This is a genomic window from Cetobacterium somerae ATCC BAA-474 (genome assembly GCF_000479045.1).
In the GTDB taxonomy this organism is placed as follows: domain Bacteria; phylum Fusobacteriota; class Fusobacteriia; order Fusobacteriales; family Fusobacteriaceae; genus Cetobacterium_A; species Cetobacterium_A somerae.
This window is the reverse complement of sequence record NZ_KI518186.1, coordinates 14,684-27,940: the sequence shown is the minus strand read 5'-3', so window position 1 is coordinate 27,940 and position 13,257 is coordinate 14,684. Positions and strand designations below refer to the sequence as shown.

Genomic DNA, 13,257 nt, shown 5'->3' with positions numbered 1-13,257 from the left:
AAAATAAATAATTTTATATAGAGTTAAAGTCATTATATAATTGTTTTAATTTTTTCTTTTCAAAATAATAATGTATTTTAAAGAACGGAGACGTTATAAATTTAATAATTGGATATGGAGAAAATATAATCCAATATTTAAAAAAACTTAGATAGATTATCATTGATTCTAAAAGTTTACTACGTCTGTTATAGAGAATCCCTTTTCCTTGAGAAAATTTTTCAATTTTATTTAAAGCATATAAGTGAAGTTCGTATGAACTTTCATAATAATTTTTTAAATTCATTTTCAACAAATGGTGAATAAAAAGACATAATTTAGCTTCACTATAATTAAATTCAAAACAGTAAAGAGCTAAATTGTAAAAGTAATCTGTTAGTTTCTGATAGTAAACTTTTAATTTAGCAAGTTGAATTAGTAGATGTTTCATAAATCGCCTCCTAATAAAATTCATTTTTTTGTTTTTAAATATTGTAAAAAAGAAAATAATTCATCAAGTGTTCTTTCAGAAGAATTATCTAAAACATGTAATAATAGTTTAATATTTTCTGGAGTAATTTTTAAATAGAAAGAAGAAAGGATTTTTTCAACTTCATTAGCGGTATATAATTTTTCAACCGAAATTAAATTATCATTATTAAAATCTTCTTCATCTAAAAAGTTAACAATTCTATATAAAGATTTATAGTCAACATTTAAAAGTTTCGCCAATTTTTTTAATTGAAATGGATTGATTTTTATTTTAGTTCCATGCTCTATTTTATGTAAATCAGATATATTTATTTTTGCAAGATCCGCTAATTGAGTTAACGAAATATCTTGAGATATTCTCAATTTTTTTATGTAATTACCTAGTTCTATTCTATTTTCTTGAGGAGTTTCAAAATTTTGTTCATAAACTAACTCTTCATATTTTTTTAAATTCATAAAATTTTCTCACTTTCTAAATGTTTTTTTCAATTATAACATATTTTTTTCAAAAAGTCTTTACAATGTCAAAAAATAGTGCTATGCTTTCACTAAAGCAAAATACTTGCGAAAACAAATATTTTTTTTTATTTTGCTTTATCTAAGGAGGACTTTTTTATGAAGATTAAAGAAGACAAATTTTATACTGCTAAAGAGGTAGCTGAAATGATTAAAATGTCAGAAATGTCAGCTTATAGGTTAATTAGAAAAATGAATGCAGATTTAGAAAAGGAGGGGAAAATAGTGATTAAAGGAAAAATAAGTAAACGATATTTTGAAGAAAAAACAGGTATTTGATAAAAAAGGAGGAGAGATGCCAGTTTATAAAAATAAAAAAACAGGTAAATACTATGTATCTTTTTACTATACAACATGGGAAGGTAAAAGACAAAGAAAGAAAAAAGAAGGATTTTTAAAGAAAAGGGACGCTGAAAGTTATGAAAGAAATTTTATAGTAAAAAAAGAAGGTGGAGGAAATTTAACTTTTGATCTACTAGTTGAAATGTATTTAGAAGATCAAAAGGTTAGAGTAAGACCTACAACATATGAGCTACAGAAGGGCATAATAATTAAGCAAATACTGCCTTTTTTTAAAGATATGGAAGTAAAGGAAATAAAAGTAGTTAATATCAGACAATGGCAAAATAATCTATTAGATAGAGAAAATAAATATTCTGAGACATATTTAAGAACCTTAAATACTAGACTTAGTGCTATATTTAATTATGGAGTAAAAATTCATAATTTATTGGCAAATCCATGTAGAAAATGCGGAACAATAGGAAAGAAAAATGCTTCAAGTATGAAGTTTTGGACTAAAGAAGAATATAATATTTTTATACAATCTTTAGAAAATAATTTTATGGCAAAAGTAATATATGATATATTTTTTTATACTGGTATGAGGTTAGGGGAGTTACTAGCTTTAACATTAAACGACATTGATTTTGAAAAGAAAATAGTGAAAATAAATAAAACATGTGCTAGATTAAAAGGAAAGGATATTATCCAACCACCTAAAACTCCAAAAAGCAATCGCGAGATACAAATACCAGAATTTTTGAGTAATGAAATACAAGAGTATATTAAAAAGCTATATGATTATAAGGCTAATGAACACCTCTTCCCAGTTACAAAAGATTATTTACATAAAGTAATGAAGAGAGGGGCAAAAGAAACAGGAGTAAAAAGAATTAGAATACATGACTTAAGACATTCCCATGTAGCGTTATTGATAGAGATGAATTTTTCACCTTTACTTATAGCGGATAGGGTAGGGCATGATAATGTTCAAACAACATTACAAACTTATGGACATTTATATCCAAATAAACAAGTAGAAGTTGCAATAAAACTAGATGAACAAATGAGAAGTGAAAAAAATGATAAAAAATAGAGAATGGTACGCTTTCGTACGTTGTGGAATAAAAAAAACGCGTAAACCCCTAATTAAAGAGGCTTACACGCCTTGGCCGGTTTTATTCCCACTCTATTGTAGCAGGTGGCTTAGATGAGATATCGTAAGTTAATCTGTTGATTCCCTTAACCTCATTTATAATTCTATTAGAAACTTTATCTAAGAACTCATATGGTAATCTAGACCATGTAGCAGTCATAAAGTCAATAGTGTTAGCTGATCTTAAAACAGCAGTGTACTCATAAGTTCTTTCGTCTCCCATAACTCCAACTGACTTAACAGGTAAAAGTACAACGAAAGCTTGGCTAACCTCTTTATATAAATCAGCAGCTCTTAACTCTTTAATAAAGATATCGTCAGCTTCTCTTAAGATATCAGCTTTCTCTTTATCAACTGCTCCTAAGATTCTGATTCCAAGTCCTGGACCTGGGAATGGGTGTCTGTCAACCATGTGAGCAGGAATTCCTAACTCTCTTCCAACAGCTCTAACCTCATCTTTGAATAACTCTCTTAAAGGCTCTAACAATTCAAATTGCATATCCTCAGGAAGTCCTCCAACGTTGTGGTGAGATTTAATTGTAGCAGAAGGTCCTTTTACAGATTGAGACTCTATTACATCTGGATAGATTGTTCCTTGAGCAAGGAATTTAACATCAGTTAATTTAGATGCCTCATCATTGAATACTTCAACGAACTCTTTTCCAATTATTTTTCTCTTAGCTTCAGGATCAGTAACTCCAGCTAATTTGCTTAGGAATCTCTCTTCAGCATCAACACATTTAATGTTCATGTGGAAGTTTTCTCCGTAGATTTCCATTACGTTTTTAGCTTCGTCTTTTCTAAGAAGTCCTGTATCAACGAAAATACAGATTAATTGATCTCCAATAGCTTTGTGTATTAATGCAGCAGCAACAGAAGAGTCAACTCCTCCAGAAAGTCCAAGTAAAACTTTCTTATCTCCTACAGTTTCTTTTATAGATTTAACTGTTTCTTCAATGTAGTTACCCATTGACCAGTTCTTTTCGCATTTAGCAACTCCGAATACGAAGTTTTCTAACATCTTTGCTCCATACTCAGAGTGAGTAACCTCAGCGTGGTATTGGATACAGTAGATATTTTTTTCAACATTAGCAGAAGCAGCTATACAAGAATCTGTATGAGCGATTTGCTTAAATCCTTCTGGTAATACTGTTACGTGGTCTCCATGACTCATCCAAACTTGGTTTAAGTTAGGAACATCTTTGAATAATGGACTTTCTAATTCGTCAATAATAAGCTCAGCTTTTCCAAACTCTTGCTTATCAGCTCTTTCAACAGTTCCACCTAATAATTGAGAAGTTAATTGCATTCCGTAGCAGATTCCTAAAACTGGAATTCCTTGCTCATATAATGCCTTTTCAATTGTTGGTGATCCATCTAAATAAACTGAAGCAGGTCCACCAGAAAGGATAATACCTTTAGGCTCTCTAGCTAAAATATCTTCTAACGGTTCGAAATAAGGAACAACCTCAGCGTAAACTCCCATTTCTCTTACTCTTCTTGCTATTAACTGGTTATACTGAGAACCAAAGTCAAGAATAATGATGCTATTTTTCTTCATAAAAACCTCCAAAATATAATAAAAAAAGAGACAATCATACTCTATAAAAAAACAGAAGGTAGACTAATCCCTTTTATCTTTTTCATAGAAACTAATTTACGGTTAGTTGTAGAGACGCCGCACCATATTTGCAACTTATACGAATGAATATATTTACTTTTGCAACATTCTAGCACATAAATAGAAAGGTTGTCAACAATAATTAAATAATTTAATCACAAGTAAAAAGACCTATAATCATATAAAAATAAAAAAATAGTATTACATTTAAAAAAATGTTACAATTAAATATAAAATTCATGTTTAAAGTTTGAGAGGATATAAATTTATGAAAAAGACAATTAAAGAGGTTATCGTAGTTGAAGGAAGAGACGATATATCTGCAGTAAAAGCAGCAGTAGATGCTGAGATTATACAAACTAATGGTTTTGCTATTAGAAAAAAAGGAAACATAGAAAAATTAAGAGTTGCTTATGAAAATAAAGGGATAATAGTTTTAACAGATCCAGATTTCGTAGGAGAAGAGTTAAGAAAATATATCTTAAAGTTTTTCCCTGAAGCAAAGCAAGCTTATATAAGCAGAAAAGAAGGATCAAAAGATGGAGATATAGGTGTTGAAAATGCAACTCCAGAAGCGATTATAAAAGCCTTAGAAAATGCAAAGTGCGAAGTAGTACAAACTACAGAAGCTATATTTACTATGGAGATTTTAATGGACCATAAACTTTCAGGATTTACTGAGTCTAAAGAGTTAAGAGAAAAGCTTGGAACAGAGTTAAGAATAGGATACTCTAATGCAAAGCAGTTTCTATCTAAATTAAATAGATATGGAATAACTATGGATCAGTTTTTAGCAGCAATAGATAACATAAAAAAAACCAAGGAAAATTAATCCTTGGTTTTTATTTTTCTTTCATTAGGTTTTACTATTAGAAAGAGATTATTTCAGCAGTAGCTTCGTACCACTCACCCTCTTCATCTTCTCCAAATTCAATAAAGAAGTTAACTTGAACATCCTCTAAAGTAAATCCAACACAGTTCTCATCCTCTACTGTGAAGAACTCTATCTTTTTAAACTTTATAGCATCTAACTTTTCTCTTAAATCCTCTCTTTGTTCAAAAAGCTCTAAAATGTCCTCTTTTATAAAGAACTCTCTTTTTTCGAACTCCTCATTAATTCTATCTATTTTTTTCATTAACTCTTCTGTCATATCTTCCTCCTAAAATTTAAAAATTTTTTTAATTCTTTTAACTATCTTTAATAAAGATAGTACAAATTTAATTTTTCTTATTTCAAAGGGAACCTTTTCCAATGCCTTTTTCATCTGAAGGTCAATCTCTTTTTCAGTCATACTCATAAAAAATCTTCTCCTTTAAAAACAACTATATCGTAAAGTATACATCAAAAAAAATATATAGTCTATATTTATATTATATTTTATTTTTTTTTGAAAAGTGTGCTATAATGTATAAGATTTAAAAAAATATAAGCAGTAACACTTAAGGAGGAAAACAAAAAATGAAAAATTGCATATTGATCGGAGTAGCTGGAGGAAGTGGAAGCGGAAAAACTACAGTAGCACATAATTTAGTAAAGGCTTTCAAATCAGAAGATGCAGTACTAGTTGAGCAAGATGCTTATTATAAAGAGCTAACTAATTTAACGATAGAGGAGAAGGCTGCAGTTAACTTTGACCATCCAGATTCAATAGAGTTTGATTTATTAAGAGAGCACTTAACTAAACTTGTAAATGGAGAGTCAATAGATAGACCAATCTATGATTTCACAACTCACTCTAGAAAAGAGGGATGCGTAAAGATACATCCATCAAAAATAATAATCGTTGAAGGAATACTAATTTTTGCTGTTCCAGAGATTAGAGAGCTATTTGATGTAAAGATATTTGTAGATACAGATGCTGATGAAATGATCTTAAGAAGAATTGAAAGAGATATGACAGAGAGAGGAAGAAGTTTTGAATCTGTTAAAAATCAGTATTTAAAAACTGTAAAGCCAATGTACTTAGAGTTCTGTGAGCCAAGCAAAAGATATGCAGACGTTATAATTCCAAGAGGTGGAGAGAACAAAGTTGCTATTGGAATGGTAACAAGTAACTTAAAGAGATTCCTTCAAAAAGGAGTGTTAGGATAGGATTATGAAAAATGTTATCTGTATAGAGGGAGTTGTTGGAGCTGGGAAAACAACTTTAGGAGAGTTATTAGCTAAAGAGTTATCAATAGAGTTTTTTCAAGAACCGTATATAGATAACCCTTTTTTAGATAAATTTTATTCAAATAAAGAGAGATACTCTTTACTTAGTCAAATGTATTTTTTAAACAAAAGAATAGAGATAATAGAGGAAGCTTCTAAATTCAATGGTTGTATAATGGATAGAAGTATCTATGGTGACTATCTGTTTGCTAAAATGCACTTAAGAAATGGGTTTATGACAGCAGATGAATTTTCGTTATATCAATCTTTTTGGGAAAAATTAATCTCAGCAAGAACTAATCCATTATTAATTATCTATTTAGAAACAACTGTTGATAATGCTATAAAAAAGATAAAAGAAAGAGGAAGAGATTTCGAACTTGGAGTGGAAAAAGAATATTGGACATCTTTAAATGAGGAGTACTCTAACTTTTTTAATGAATACAATGAAACAGTTGTATTAAAAATAAATATAGATAATATGGATATCAGAGATAATGAAGAGGATAGAAAGTTATTTTTTGATATAGTTAAGTCTAAATTAAAAGAACTAAGCCTGTAAAGTCCCAATTAAAGGAAATTGCTTTATATTTTAGTAGAATTATGCTAGAATTATAAATGAAAAAACATTTATAGAAATACACTTTTGAGGAGAAAAATTATGATTTTTTGGAAAGGGATTATAACAGGTTTAATATTATCACTTCCCTTTGGACCAGTGGGCATTTACTGTATGGAAAAGGCTATGATCGAAGGAGAAAAAAAAGCGTATGTATCAGCGCTAGGAATGGTAACTGTAGACATAATTTATGGTATTATATCATTTCTATTTATAAGTAGAGTTGAAAGTTATGTTATTAAATTCGAAACTCCGCTAAAAGTGTTGATAAGTGTATTTTTAATTTTTGTGGGAAGTAAAAAGTTTTTTGGAAAGCCTAAAGTTAAAGAGGTCGAAGATGATAACTACACTTTAGTGCAAGACTATTTTGAAACTTTTTTACTAGCAATATTTAATATCTCATCAATTCTTGTAATAGCAGGAATTTATACACTTCTTGGGATATTGGATAGCCCTATTAGAGAGATGACAGTATTAGAATTAGGAACTGGAATTGGAATTGGAGGAGCATCACTATGGTTTACAACAATCTTTTTAATATATCATTTTAAAAAGAAAGTAACTATGGATATTCTTTTAAAACTAAGTAAACTTTCAGGATTAATAATTCTAATCTTCGGAATTGCAACTATTATATTTGCCTTCTACAAATAATAATAGAATATTTTATTAAGGATGGTAATATTTATGAACTTAGAGTTTAATAAAGAAAACGAAAACAAAGTTATAGCAGTAGCTATGAGTGGAGGAGTAGATTCGTCTACAGTGGCTTATCTTTTAAAAAAGCAAGGTTACAAAATTTTTGGTGTAACTATGAAAACTTGTGGAGAAGAGGATAAGGATGCTAAAAGAATATGTGATGATTTAGGTATTGATCATTATCTTTTAGATGTAACAGAGGATTTTGGAAAAGAGGTTATTGACTATTTCGTAGATGAATATAGCTCAGGAAGAACTCCAAATCCATGTATGGTTTGTAACAGAAAAATAAAATTTGGAAAACTTATTGAGTTTGCAAAGGAGTTAGGAGCAGAGGCATTAGCAACTGGTCACTACGCAAACATCATTGATGGTACATTAGCTATTGGTGATGACATGAATAAGGATCAAGTTTATTTCTTATCACAAATAAAAAAAGAAAACTTAAAGTATATCATTTTCCCAATTGGAAAAATGGAAAAACCAGCTGTTAGAGAGCTAGCAAAAGATTTAGGTGTAAGAGTTTACGCTAAAAAAGACTCTCAAGAGATATGTTTTGTTGAAGATGGAAAGTTAAAAGAGTTTTTAATGGAGAAAACTGGTGGAAAAATCGGAAAGCCAGGACAAATTGTTAATCTAAAAGGAAAAGTTTTAGGAAAACACAATGGATTAGCATTCTACACAATAGGACAAAGAAAAGGATTGGGAATAGCGTCAGCAAACCCACTTTATGTTATAGAGTTAGATAGAAAAAACAACAGAGTTATTGTTGGAAGCAATGAAGATCTTATGAAGAATACTTTAATTGCAAATCAACTGAACCTATTTTTAGTAGAGGATGTAAAAGAGTTAGATGGAATGGATTGTTTTGTAAAAGCACGTTCTAGAGATAAATTACATCCATGTAAAGTAAAAGTAGTAGATAAAGACACAATAGAGATTTTATTTACAGAGGATAACGTAAGAGCTGTTACTCCAGGACAAGGAGCAGTATTATATACTGAAGATGGAAAAGTTATCGCAAGTTCTTTTATAATTAAATAGATTTTAATAGCCTGTAAGTAATAAACTATTATTTACAGGCTTTTTTTTAATTTTTTTAAAAGAATATACTTGTTAAATAGGTAAAATTAAGATATACTTATATTGCCAAAGTGTTTATTTTTTAAAGAAAGAGAGGTGTTACTATGAGTTTTTTCAATAAATTTAATGATACAGACAAAATTAATCTTTTTTTAGGTGATTTTTTAGTGAGAAACGCTGGATATCCAACAAGAAGAGAGTTAGCAAAACTGTTAATGAAAGATATGAAAGAAAATATAAAGGGCTACATAAGAGACGAAAACTCTTTATTCCAAGTTAGCCAAGTTTATTTAGATGGAGTTGTTAGCAGCAGAAGTTCATTATTGAAAAAAATCAAAAATTTGTACGAAACAAACAGAGAAACTGCAGAGGTATTAAATATTTTCTCTGAAAGTAATAAGATTAATGCTGTTTTTTCAACAGATTATGATATAGTTTTAGACGATATAAACTGCAACAAAGTGGTAAAGATACTACCTACAGATGAAGAGTTTACAATAGCATCAAATGGAGAGGTTAAGCATTATAAGATTCTTGGAGATGTTAATAGACATGAAAAGATTTTCGTTTCTATCCAAGACTTTAGAAAACTAAAAGTTTTAGATTTTTACAAAAACTTTTTCAAAAATATAAAAGAGGATATGGAAAACTATCCAACGCTAATTTTAGGATTAGACTTAAATAACTCAGATTTTATAGATATGTTAGAGGTTGTATTAACAGGTGTAAATCCAAAAGATGTTATATATGCTGTGAGCAATTCAAATGTATTAAAAACAAAAACAATTGAAAGATTAAATGAGTTAGGAATAAAATTATTACCACATAGTGAAGAGGAGTTTTTTAAAGAGTTAAAAGGATACTTAAGCTCAGCACAATTAGATGAATCTGAATTAAAAGAGGCATATATTGGAAAAAAGCTCTTTCGGTAACTCCAGATATTTCTGAAGAGATAGTTGAATCTGAAGAAGTAGTTGAAGAGGAGATTTTAAATGAAACTGTAGAGGTAGTTGTTGAAGAAACTACTGAAGAGGTTGAAATTGAAACAAGAGACCCAGAAGTATTAGAAGTTAAAAATGAAGATTTTAAAATAATAGAGAGTGCTTTAGAAATAAGGTATAGCTCTTTAAAATTGGATAGGTTACCAATTGAATTTTCTACGATAAAAGATATGAAAAATCAAAACCTAATAAAAACTTTTGGAGTTACCGAATTAAAAATAGGTCAACTAAATTTGAAAGACTGTCATAGTAGAATAGTTGAAATAAATAGAAAAAAATATTTAGAACTAAAGAACAGAGAGTTTAAATTAGGTTTAGAGATTGACTTAAAAGATGATGGATCTTTTAATACAATAGTAAATAACTATTACTACAAGATATATCAATATAGCAACATAAAGAGATTTATGCCTAATATAAAACTTTTAAAAGAGATTTTTATGGGACAGCTTATTGAAATCAGTGGGAAGTTAGTAACTGGTAAAGTATCTTTTGAAAATAGAATAGAAGTTATGAAGTTAGATTTATTAGAAAAAGAGATTTTAGGATTAGAAGAGATAAAGAAAGAGAAGTTATTGCAAGAGGAGAACTCACTATACTCTTTAGCTTTATTAAATCTTATTGATAAAACTCCAACACTTCAAAGTTGGGTAAACTTTAGATGTGACTTAGATAAAGTTCAGTTAATTGAAGGAGATAAAATATCTGTTGAAAGAATTCATATTATTAAAGGAAATGACTTTAATATTAGAGAGAGAATAGTTACAGTAGCTCCAGTAGAAAAAAGAGAGATAAAAACTACTGAAACAGTAGCTTATAGAAAAACTTGTGAAATTTCATTAGAGAAGATACCTAGAAAATAATAAAGAGGTGTTTAATTTGGTATTAGATAATACGATAGACAGAGAAGAATTTTTTAAAGCTTTCTGTATAACAGAGGAGTATTTTAATTCCACTGGTCTTAATTGGGATGAGCTTATGAAAATTTATGCTGACTATATAACATTAGTTCCTTATTTAGAAAAAGAAGCTGAACATATAGTATCTAAATTAATTGATAGTGAAGGGGTTCACTCAGTTAGAAGAAGAGTAAAAAGAGCAACACATCTTGTTGAAAAAATAATAAGAAAAGGTCGCAAATATGCAGATCGTGGAATAAGTGTAGAAAACTACAAAGAGATTATAACTGACCTCATAGGAATTCGTGTGCTACATCTATTTAAAGATGATTGGCGTGGAATTCATTGTGAAATAACAAAGTTATGGGATACAAAAGAAACTCCTCAGATAAACATCAGACGAGGGGATTATAATATCCAAGATCTAAAAAATACTATTCAAGACTTAGATTGTGAGATAATTGTGAGAGACCATGGTTACAGGTCAATCCATTATCTAATTGGCGTGCCAGTTACAAAGCAAGATGAGGTACTTGTAGAGATTCAAGTGAGAACAGTTTTTGAAGAAGCTTGGAGTGAGATAGATCACTTAATGAGATATCCATATGATGTTGATAATCCAATTATAACTGAATACTTAGGTATTTTTAATAGAATAGTTGGAAGTGCAGATGAGATGGGTATGTTTATAAAAAAAATAAAAAAAGAGTTTTCTAATGGAAAAGGTTTAGAAGATAATTTCAGAGAGTTGGATTTAAAATTCAAATAAAAGGAAGAGTTTCGACTCTTCCTTTTTTCTAAAAAAGTTAGAGGTGACTAGATGAAAGAGATATTCATAGCATTAAAGGACTACTTAGTATTTGTTAATATTATATTTGCATGTATCGTTATATTCTTTGAAAGAAGAAGACCAGTATTCACACTATTTTGGATAACAATATTGTTATTAACATCCTATTTTGGATTTATAATGTATCTATTTTTTGGTATTAGCTTTAAAAAACGTAGAGCTTTAGCAAAATATTATTTAAAAAATAGTCATGATTATCTAAAAAATTTAAATAAAAAATCTATGGTTAGTATTAAAAAATGGATAGGATTAAGTAGATATTTAGATGGAGTCCTTTTAGGAAAAATGACTCATAATAACAGTTTTACATTTTATCCAGAAGCTAAGTATTACTTTGAAAATCTAACACTATCTATAAAAAATGCAAAAAAATCTATATATATGGAGTATTATATATTTGATGATGATGAGGTAGGGTCTCCAATTTACGATTTACTTTTAGAAAAGGTTAAAGAGGGAGTGGAGATAAAAATAATAGTAGATGGAGCTGGAACAAGAGGAGTTTCTAGAAAAAGAGTTGAAGAGTTAAAAAGAGCAGGTATAATGTTTGAGGTATTCTTCCCATCGTACTTTCCATTTGTAAAAGTTGGAAATTTAAGAGCTAACTATAGAGATCATAGAAAAATAGCTCTTATAGATAACAAAATATGTTTTTCAGGTGGATTGAATATAGGAAAAGACTATATTGGTAAGGGTCGTTTAGGAAATTGGCAAGATATAGGATTCTCTTTAAAAGGTGAAGCTATAATAGACTATTTGCATGAGTTTGAAAGAAGTTGGAAATTCTTAAAAAAGGACACAACAGATATATTTCAAAATATTGCTATTGATAAAGATGACCATAGTTTAACTCCAATTCAAGTTGTAAGTTCAGGACCAAACTATGAGTTTCATACTATAAAAGATACATTTTTAAGTTTAATAGTAAAAGCTGAAAAAAGTATACATATAGAAACACCATATTTTATTCCAGATGAACCTATTTTAGATGCTTTAAAGGCAGCTTTAGTTTCAGGAGTAAAAGTTAAAATAGTGATACCTAGTGTTGGAGATCACGCTTTTGTTTACTGGGCTAATCAATACTTTTATGGAGAGTTACTTGAACTTGGAGCTGAGATATACAAATATAAATATGGATTTATTCATAGTAAATTAGTTATTATAGATGGAGAGATTGCATTTTTAGGAACTGCAAACTTTGATTATAGAAGTATGTATCAAAATTTTGAAATAAGTCTTCTGATTTTGGGAAATAACATTACTGAATTAGAAAAAAGAATAGATAAAGATATTTTAGATTCTAAAAGAGTAACATTAGAGGAGTATAAAAATAGAGGAAAAAAAGATAGGGTGCTAGAATCTATTTCTAAATTGTTAGCACCAATACTATAAGGAGGAAGTTATGATAAGAGTAGCTATAGTAACACTAAGTGATAAGGGTTCAAGAGGAGAGAGAGTAGACGTAACAGGACAAAAATTAAAAGAGATTTTTGAAAAGCATTTAAGTTATGAAACTGTTTATTATAATATGCTTCCAGATACTTATGAAGAGATTTGTGAAGAGTTAATAAAATTAGCTGATGAAGATATAGCTGATTTAATCGTAACAAATGGAGGAACAGGATTTTCAAAAAGAGATGTTACACCTGAAGCAACACTTGCTGTAATAGAAAGGGAAGCTCCAGGAGTAGCTGAATACATGAGAGCTAAATCATTTGAGATAACACCAAAGGCGATGTTAAGCAGAGCAAGATGTGGAATAAGAAAGGGAAGTATAATTTTAAATCTTCCAGGAAGTCCAAAAGGAGCAACAGAGAATCTAAACTTTGTAATAGATGCATTAGTTCATGGAGTTGAGATACTAAAGGGTGCAGCTGTAGAGTGTGCAACACCTATTAAAAAATAGGA

17 protein-coding genes and 1 riboswitch are annotated in these 13,257 nt (G+C 29.2%); of the genes, 12 read left to right on the top strand and 5 right to left on the bottom strand.

The genetic code is table 11. The features are described 5' to 3' along the window. Positions 1 to 13: 13 nt before the first annotated feature. Together HMPREF0202_RS10445 and HMPREF0202_RS14800 are read right to left on the bottom strand one after the other, a co-directional pair. On the bottom strand, positions 14 to 430 hold the full coding sequence (locus tag HMPREF0202_RS10445) for a hypothetical protein (RefSeq protein WP_040407257.1): 417 nt from the start codon (positions 428 to 430) through the stop codon (positions 14 to 16). Between the two features lie 20 nt (positions 431 to 450). Beyond that, positions 451 to 927 carry a helix-turn-helix domain-containing protein gene (locus HMPREF0202_RS14800; protein WP_023050763.1) on the bottom strand — a complete coding sequence of 159 codons (477 nt, stop codon included), beginning with the start codon at positions 925 to 927 and terminating at the stop codon, positions 451 to 453. Positions 928 to 1,086: 159 nt separating this feature from the next. Between HMPREF0202_RS14800 and HMPREF0202_RS10435 the strand changes: the two genes are divergently transcribed. Further along, positions 1,087 to 1,266 (top strand): helix-turn-helix transcriptional regulator, encoded by a 180-nt coding sequence (locus tag HMPREF0202_RS10435; protein ID WP_023050762.1) that lies wholly within the window; start codon positions 1,087 to 1,089, stop codon positions 1,264 to 1,266. Between the two features lie 16 nt (positions 1,267 to 1,282). Next, a complete protein-coding gene (locus tag HMPREF0202_RS10430; protein ID WP_040407255.1) occupies positions 1,283 to 2,365 on the top strand; it encodes a site-specific integrase in 1,083 nt (360 codons plus the stop codon). A gap of 82 nt (positions 2,366 to 2,447) precedes the next feature. Here HMPREF0202_RS10430 and guaA read toward each other — a convergent pair whose 3' ends face one another. Continuing rightward, complete coding sequence (gene guaA / locus HMPREF0202_RS10425) at positions 2,448 to 3,986, bottom strand: glutamine-hydrolyzing GMP synthase (protein ID WP_023050760.1); 1,539 nt, start codon at positions 3,984 to 3,986, stop codon at positions 2,448 to 2,450. Positions 3,987 to 4,051: 65 nt separating this feature from the next. Beyond that, positions 4,052 to 4,149: riboswitch (purine riboswitch) on the bottom strand. A gap of 165 nt (positions 4,150 to 4,314) precedes the next feature. Between guaA and rnmV the strand changes: the two genes are divergently transcribed. Next, a complete protein-coding gene (gene rnmV, locus HMPREF0202_RS10420) occupies positions 4,315 to 4,878 on the top strand; it encodes a ribonuclease M5 (protein ID WP_023050759.1) in 564 nt (187 codons plus the stop codon). A 37-nt stretch (positions 4,879 to 4,915) separates the two neighbouring features. On the opposite strand, the gene HMPREF0202_RS10415 is transcribed toward rnmV, so the two are convergent. Continuing rightward, a complete protein-coding gene (locus HMPREF0202_RS10415; RefSeq protein WP_023050758.1) occupies positions 4,916 to 5,197 on the bottom strand; it encodes a hypothetical protein in 282 nt (93 codons plus the stop codon). Positions 5,198 to 5,206: 9 nt separating this feature from the next. After that, positions 5,207 to 5,344 carry a hypothetical protein gene (locus tag HMPREF0202_RS15125; RefSeq protein WP_023050757.1) on the bottom strand — a complete coding sequence of 46 codons (138 nt, stop codon included), beginning with the start codon at positions 5,342 to 5,344 and terminating at the stop codon, positions 5,207 to 5,209. 161 nt (positions 5,345 to 5,505) lie between these two features. On the opposite strand from HMPREF0202_RS15125, the gene udk reads away from it, so the two are divergent. The 9 genes from udk to HMPREF0202_RS10370 all read left to right on the top strand — a co-directional run bounded on the left by udk (position 5,506) and on the right by HMPREF0202_RS10370 (position 13,255). After that, positions 5,506 to 6,138, top strand: a complete 633-nt coding sequence (gene udk, locus HMPREF0202_RS10410; protein WP_023050756.1) for a uridine kinase — start codon at positions 5,506 to 5,508, stop codon at positions 6,136 to 6,138. A 4-nt stretch (positions 6,139 to 6,142) separates the two neighbouring features. Next, the gene (locus HMPREF0202_RS10405) at positions 6,143 to 6,760 is read left to right on the top strand and encodes a deoxynucleoside kinase (protein ID WP_023050755.1); all 618 of its coding nucleotides are present in this window, start codon (positions 6,143 to 6,145) and stop codon (positions 6,758 to 6,760) included. 99 nt (positions 6,761 to 6,859) lie between these two features. Beyond that, positions 6,860 to 7,471 (top strand): LysE family translocator, encoded by a 612-nt coding sequence (locus HMPREF0202_RS10400; RefSeq protein WP_023050754.1) that lies wholly within the window; start codon positions 6,860 to 6,862, stop codon positions 7,469 to 7,471. A gap of 33 nt (positions 7,472 to 7,504) precedes the next feature. Next, positions 7,505 to 8,560: a tRNA 2-thiouridine(34) synthase MnmA gene (mnmA, locus tag HMPREF0202_RS10395; RefSeq protein ID WP_245576462.1), complete on the top strand. Its 1,056-nt coding sequence runs from the start codon at positions 7,505 to 7,507 to the stop codon at positions 8,558 to 8,560. Between the two features lie 143 nt (positions 8,561 to 8,703). Further along, the gene (locus HMPREF0202_RS10390) at positions 8,704 to 9,531 is read left to right on the top strand and encodes an SIR2 family protein (protein WP_023050752.1); all 828 of its coding nucleotides are present in this window, start codon (positions 8,704 to 8,706) and stop codon (positions 9,529 to 9,531) included. A 200-nt stretch (positions 9,532 to 9,731) separates the two neighbouring features. Further along, a complete protein-coding gene (locus tag HMPREF0202_RS10385; protein ID WP_040407252.1) occupies positions 9,732 to 10,463 on the top strand; it encodes a hypothetical protein in 732 nt (243 codons plus the stop codon). Between the two features lie 16 nt (positions 10,464 to 10,479). Further along, positions 10,480 to 11,268 (top strand): RelA/SpoT domain-containing protein, encoded by a 789-nt coding sequence (locus HMPREF0202_RS10380; protein ID WP_040407251.1) that lies wholly within the window; start codon positions 10,480 to 10,482, stop codon positions 11,266 to 11,268. Positions 11,269 to 11,319: 51 nt separating this feature from the next. Further along, positions 11,320 to 12,741 carry a cardiolipin synthase gene (gene cls / locus HMPREF0202_RS10375; RefSeq protein ID WP_023050749.1) on the top strand — a complete coding sequence of 474 codons (1,422 nt, stop codon included), beginning with the start codon at positions 11,320 to 11,322 and terminating at the stop codon, positions 12,739 to 12,741. A 10-nt stretch (positions 12,742 to 12,751) separates the two neighbouring features. Continuing rightward, complete coding sequence (locus tag HMPREF0202_RS10370) at positions 12,752 to 13,255, top strand: MogA/MoaB family molybdenum cofactor biosynthesis protein (protein ID WP_023050748.1); 504 nt, start codon at positions 12,752 to 12,754, stop codon at positions 13,253 to 13,255. Positions 13,256 to 13,257 lie beyond the last annotated feature (2 nt).

Bases quoted from the DNA above. Each gene is read 5' to 3' on its own strand.
- HMPREF0202_RS10445 (WP_040407257.1), bottom strand. From the start codon at position 430: ATGAAACATCTACTAATTCAACTTGCTAAATTAAAAGTTTACTATCAG.
- HMPREF0202_RS14800 (WP_023050763.1), bottom strand. From the start codon at position 927: ATGAATTTAAAAAAATATGAAGAGTTAGTTTATGAACAAAATTTTGAA.
- HMPREF0202_RS10435 (WP_023050762.1), top strand. From the start codon at position 1,087: ATGAAGATTAAAGAAGACAAATTTTATACTGCTAAAGAGGTAGCTGAA.
- HMPREF0202_RS10430 (WP_040407255.1), top strand. From the start codon at position 1,283: ATGCCAGTTTATAAAAATAAAAAAACAGGTAAATACTATGTATCTTTT.
- guaA (WP_023050760.1), bottom strand. From the start codon at position 3,986: ATGAAGAAAAATAGCATCATTATTCTTGACTTTGGTTCTCAGTATAAC.
- rnmV (WP_023050759.1), top strand. From the start codon at position 4,315: ATGAAAAAGACAATTAAAGAGGTTATCGTAGTTGAAGGAAGAGACGAT.
- HMPREF0202_RS10415 (WP_023050758.1), bottom strand. From the start codon at position 5,197: ATGACAGAAGAGTTAATGAAAAAAATAGATAGAATTAATGAGGAGTTC.
- HMPREF0202_RS15125 (WP_023050757.1), bottom strand. From the start codon at position 5,344: ATGAGTATGACTGAAAAAGAGATTGACCTTCAGATGAAAAAGGCATTG.
- udk (WP_023050756.1), top strand. From the start codon at position 5,506: ATGAAAAATTGCATATTGATCGGAGTAGCTGGAGGAAGTGGAAGCGGA.
- HMPREF0202_RS10405 (WP_023050755.1), top strand. From the start codon at position 6,143: ATGAAAAATGTTATCTGTATAGAGGGAGTTGTTGGAGCTGGGAAAACA.
- HMPREF0202_RS10400 (WP_023050754.1), top strand. From the start codon at position 6,860: ATGATTTTTTGGAAAGGGATTATAACAGGTTTAATATTATCACTTCCC.
- mnmA (WP_245576462.1), top strand. From the start codon at position 7,505: ATGAACTTAGAGTTTAATAAAGAAAACGAAAACAAAGTTATAGCAGTA.
- HMPREF0202_RS10390 (WP_023050752.1), top strand. From the start codon at position 8,704: ATGAGTTTTTTCAATAAATTTAATGATACAGACAAAATTAATCTTTTT.
- cls (WP_023050749.1), top strand. From the start codon at position 11,320: ATGAAAGAGATATTCATAGCATTAAAGGACTACTTAGTATTTGTTAAT.
- HMPREF0202_RS10370 (WP_023050748.1), top strand. From the start codon at position 12,752: ATGATAAGAGTAGCTATAGTAACACTAAGTGATAAGGGTTCAAGAGGA.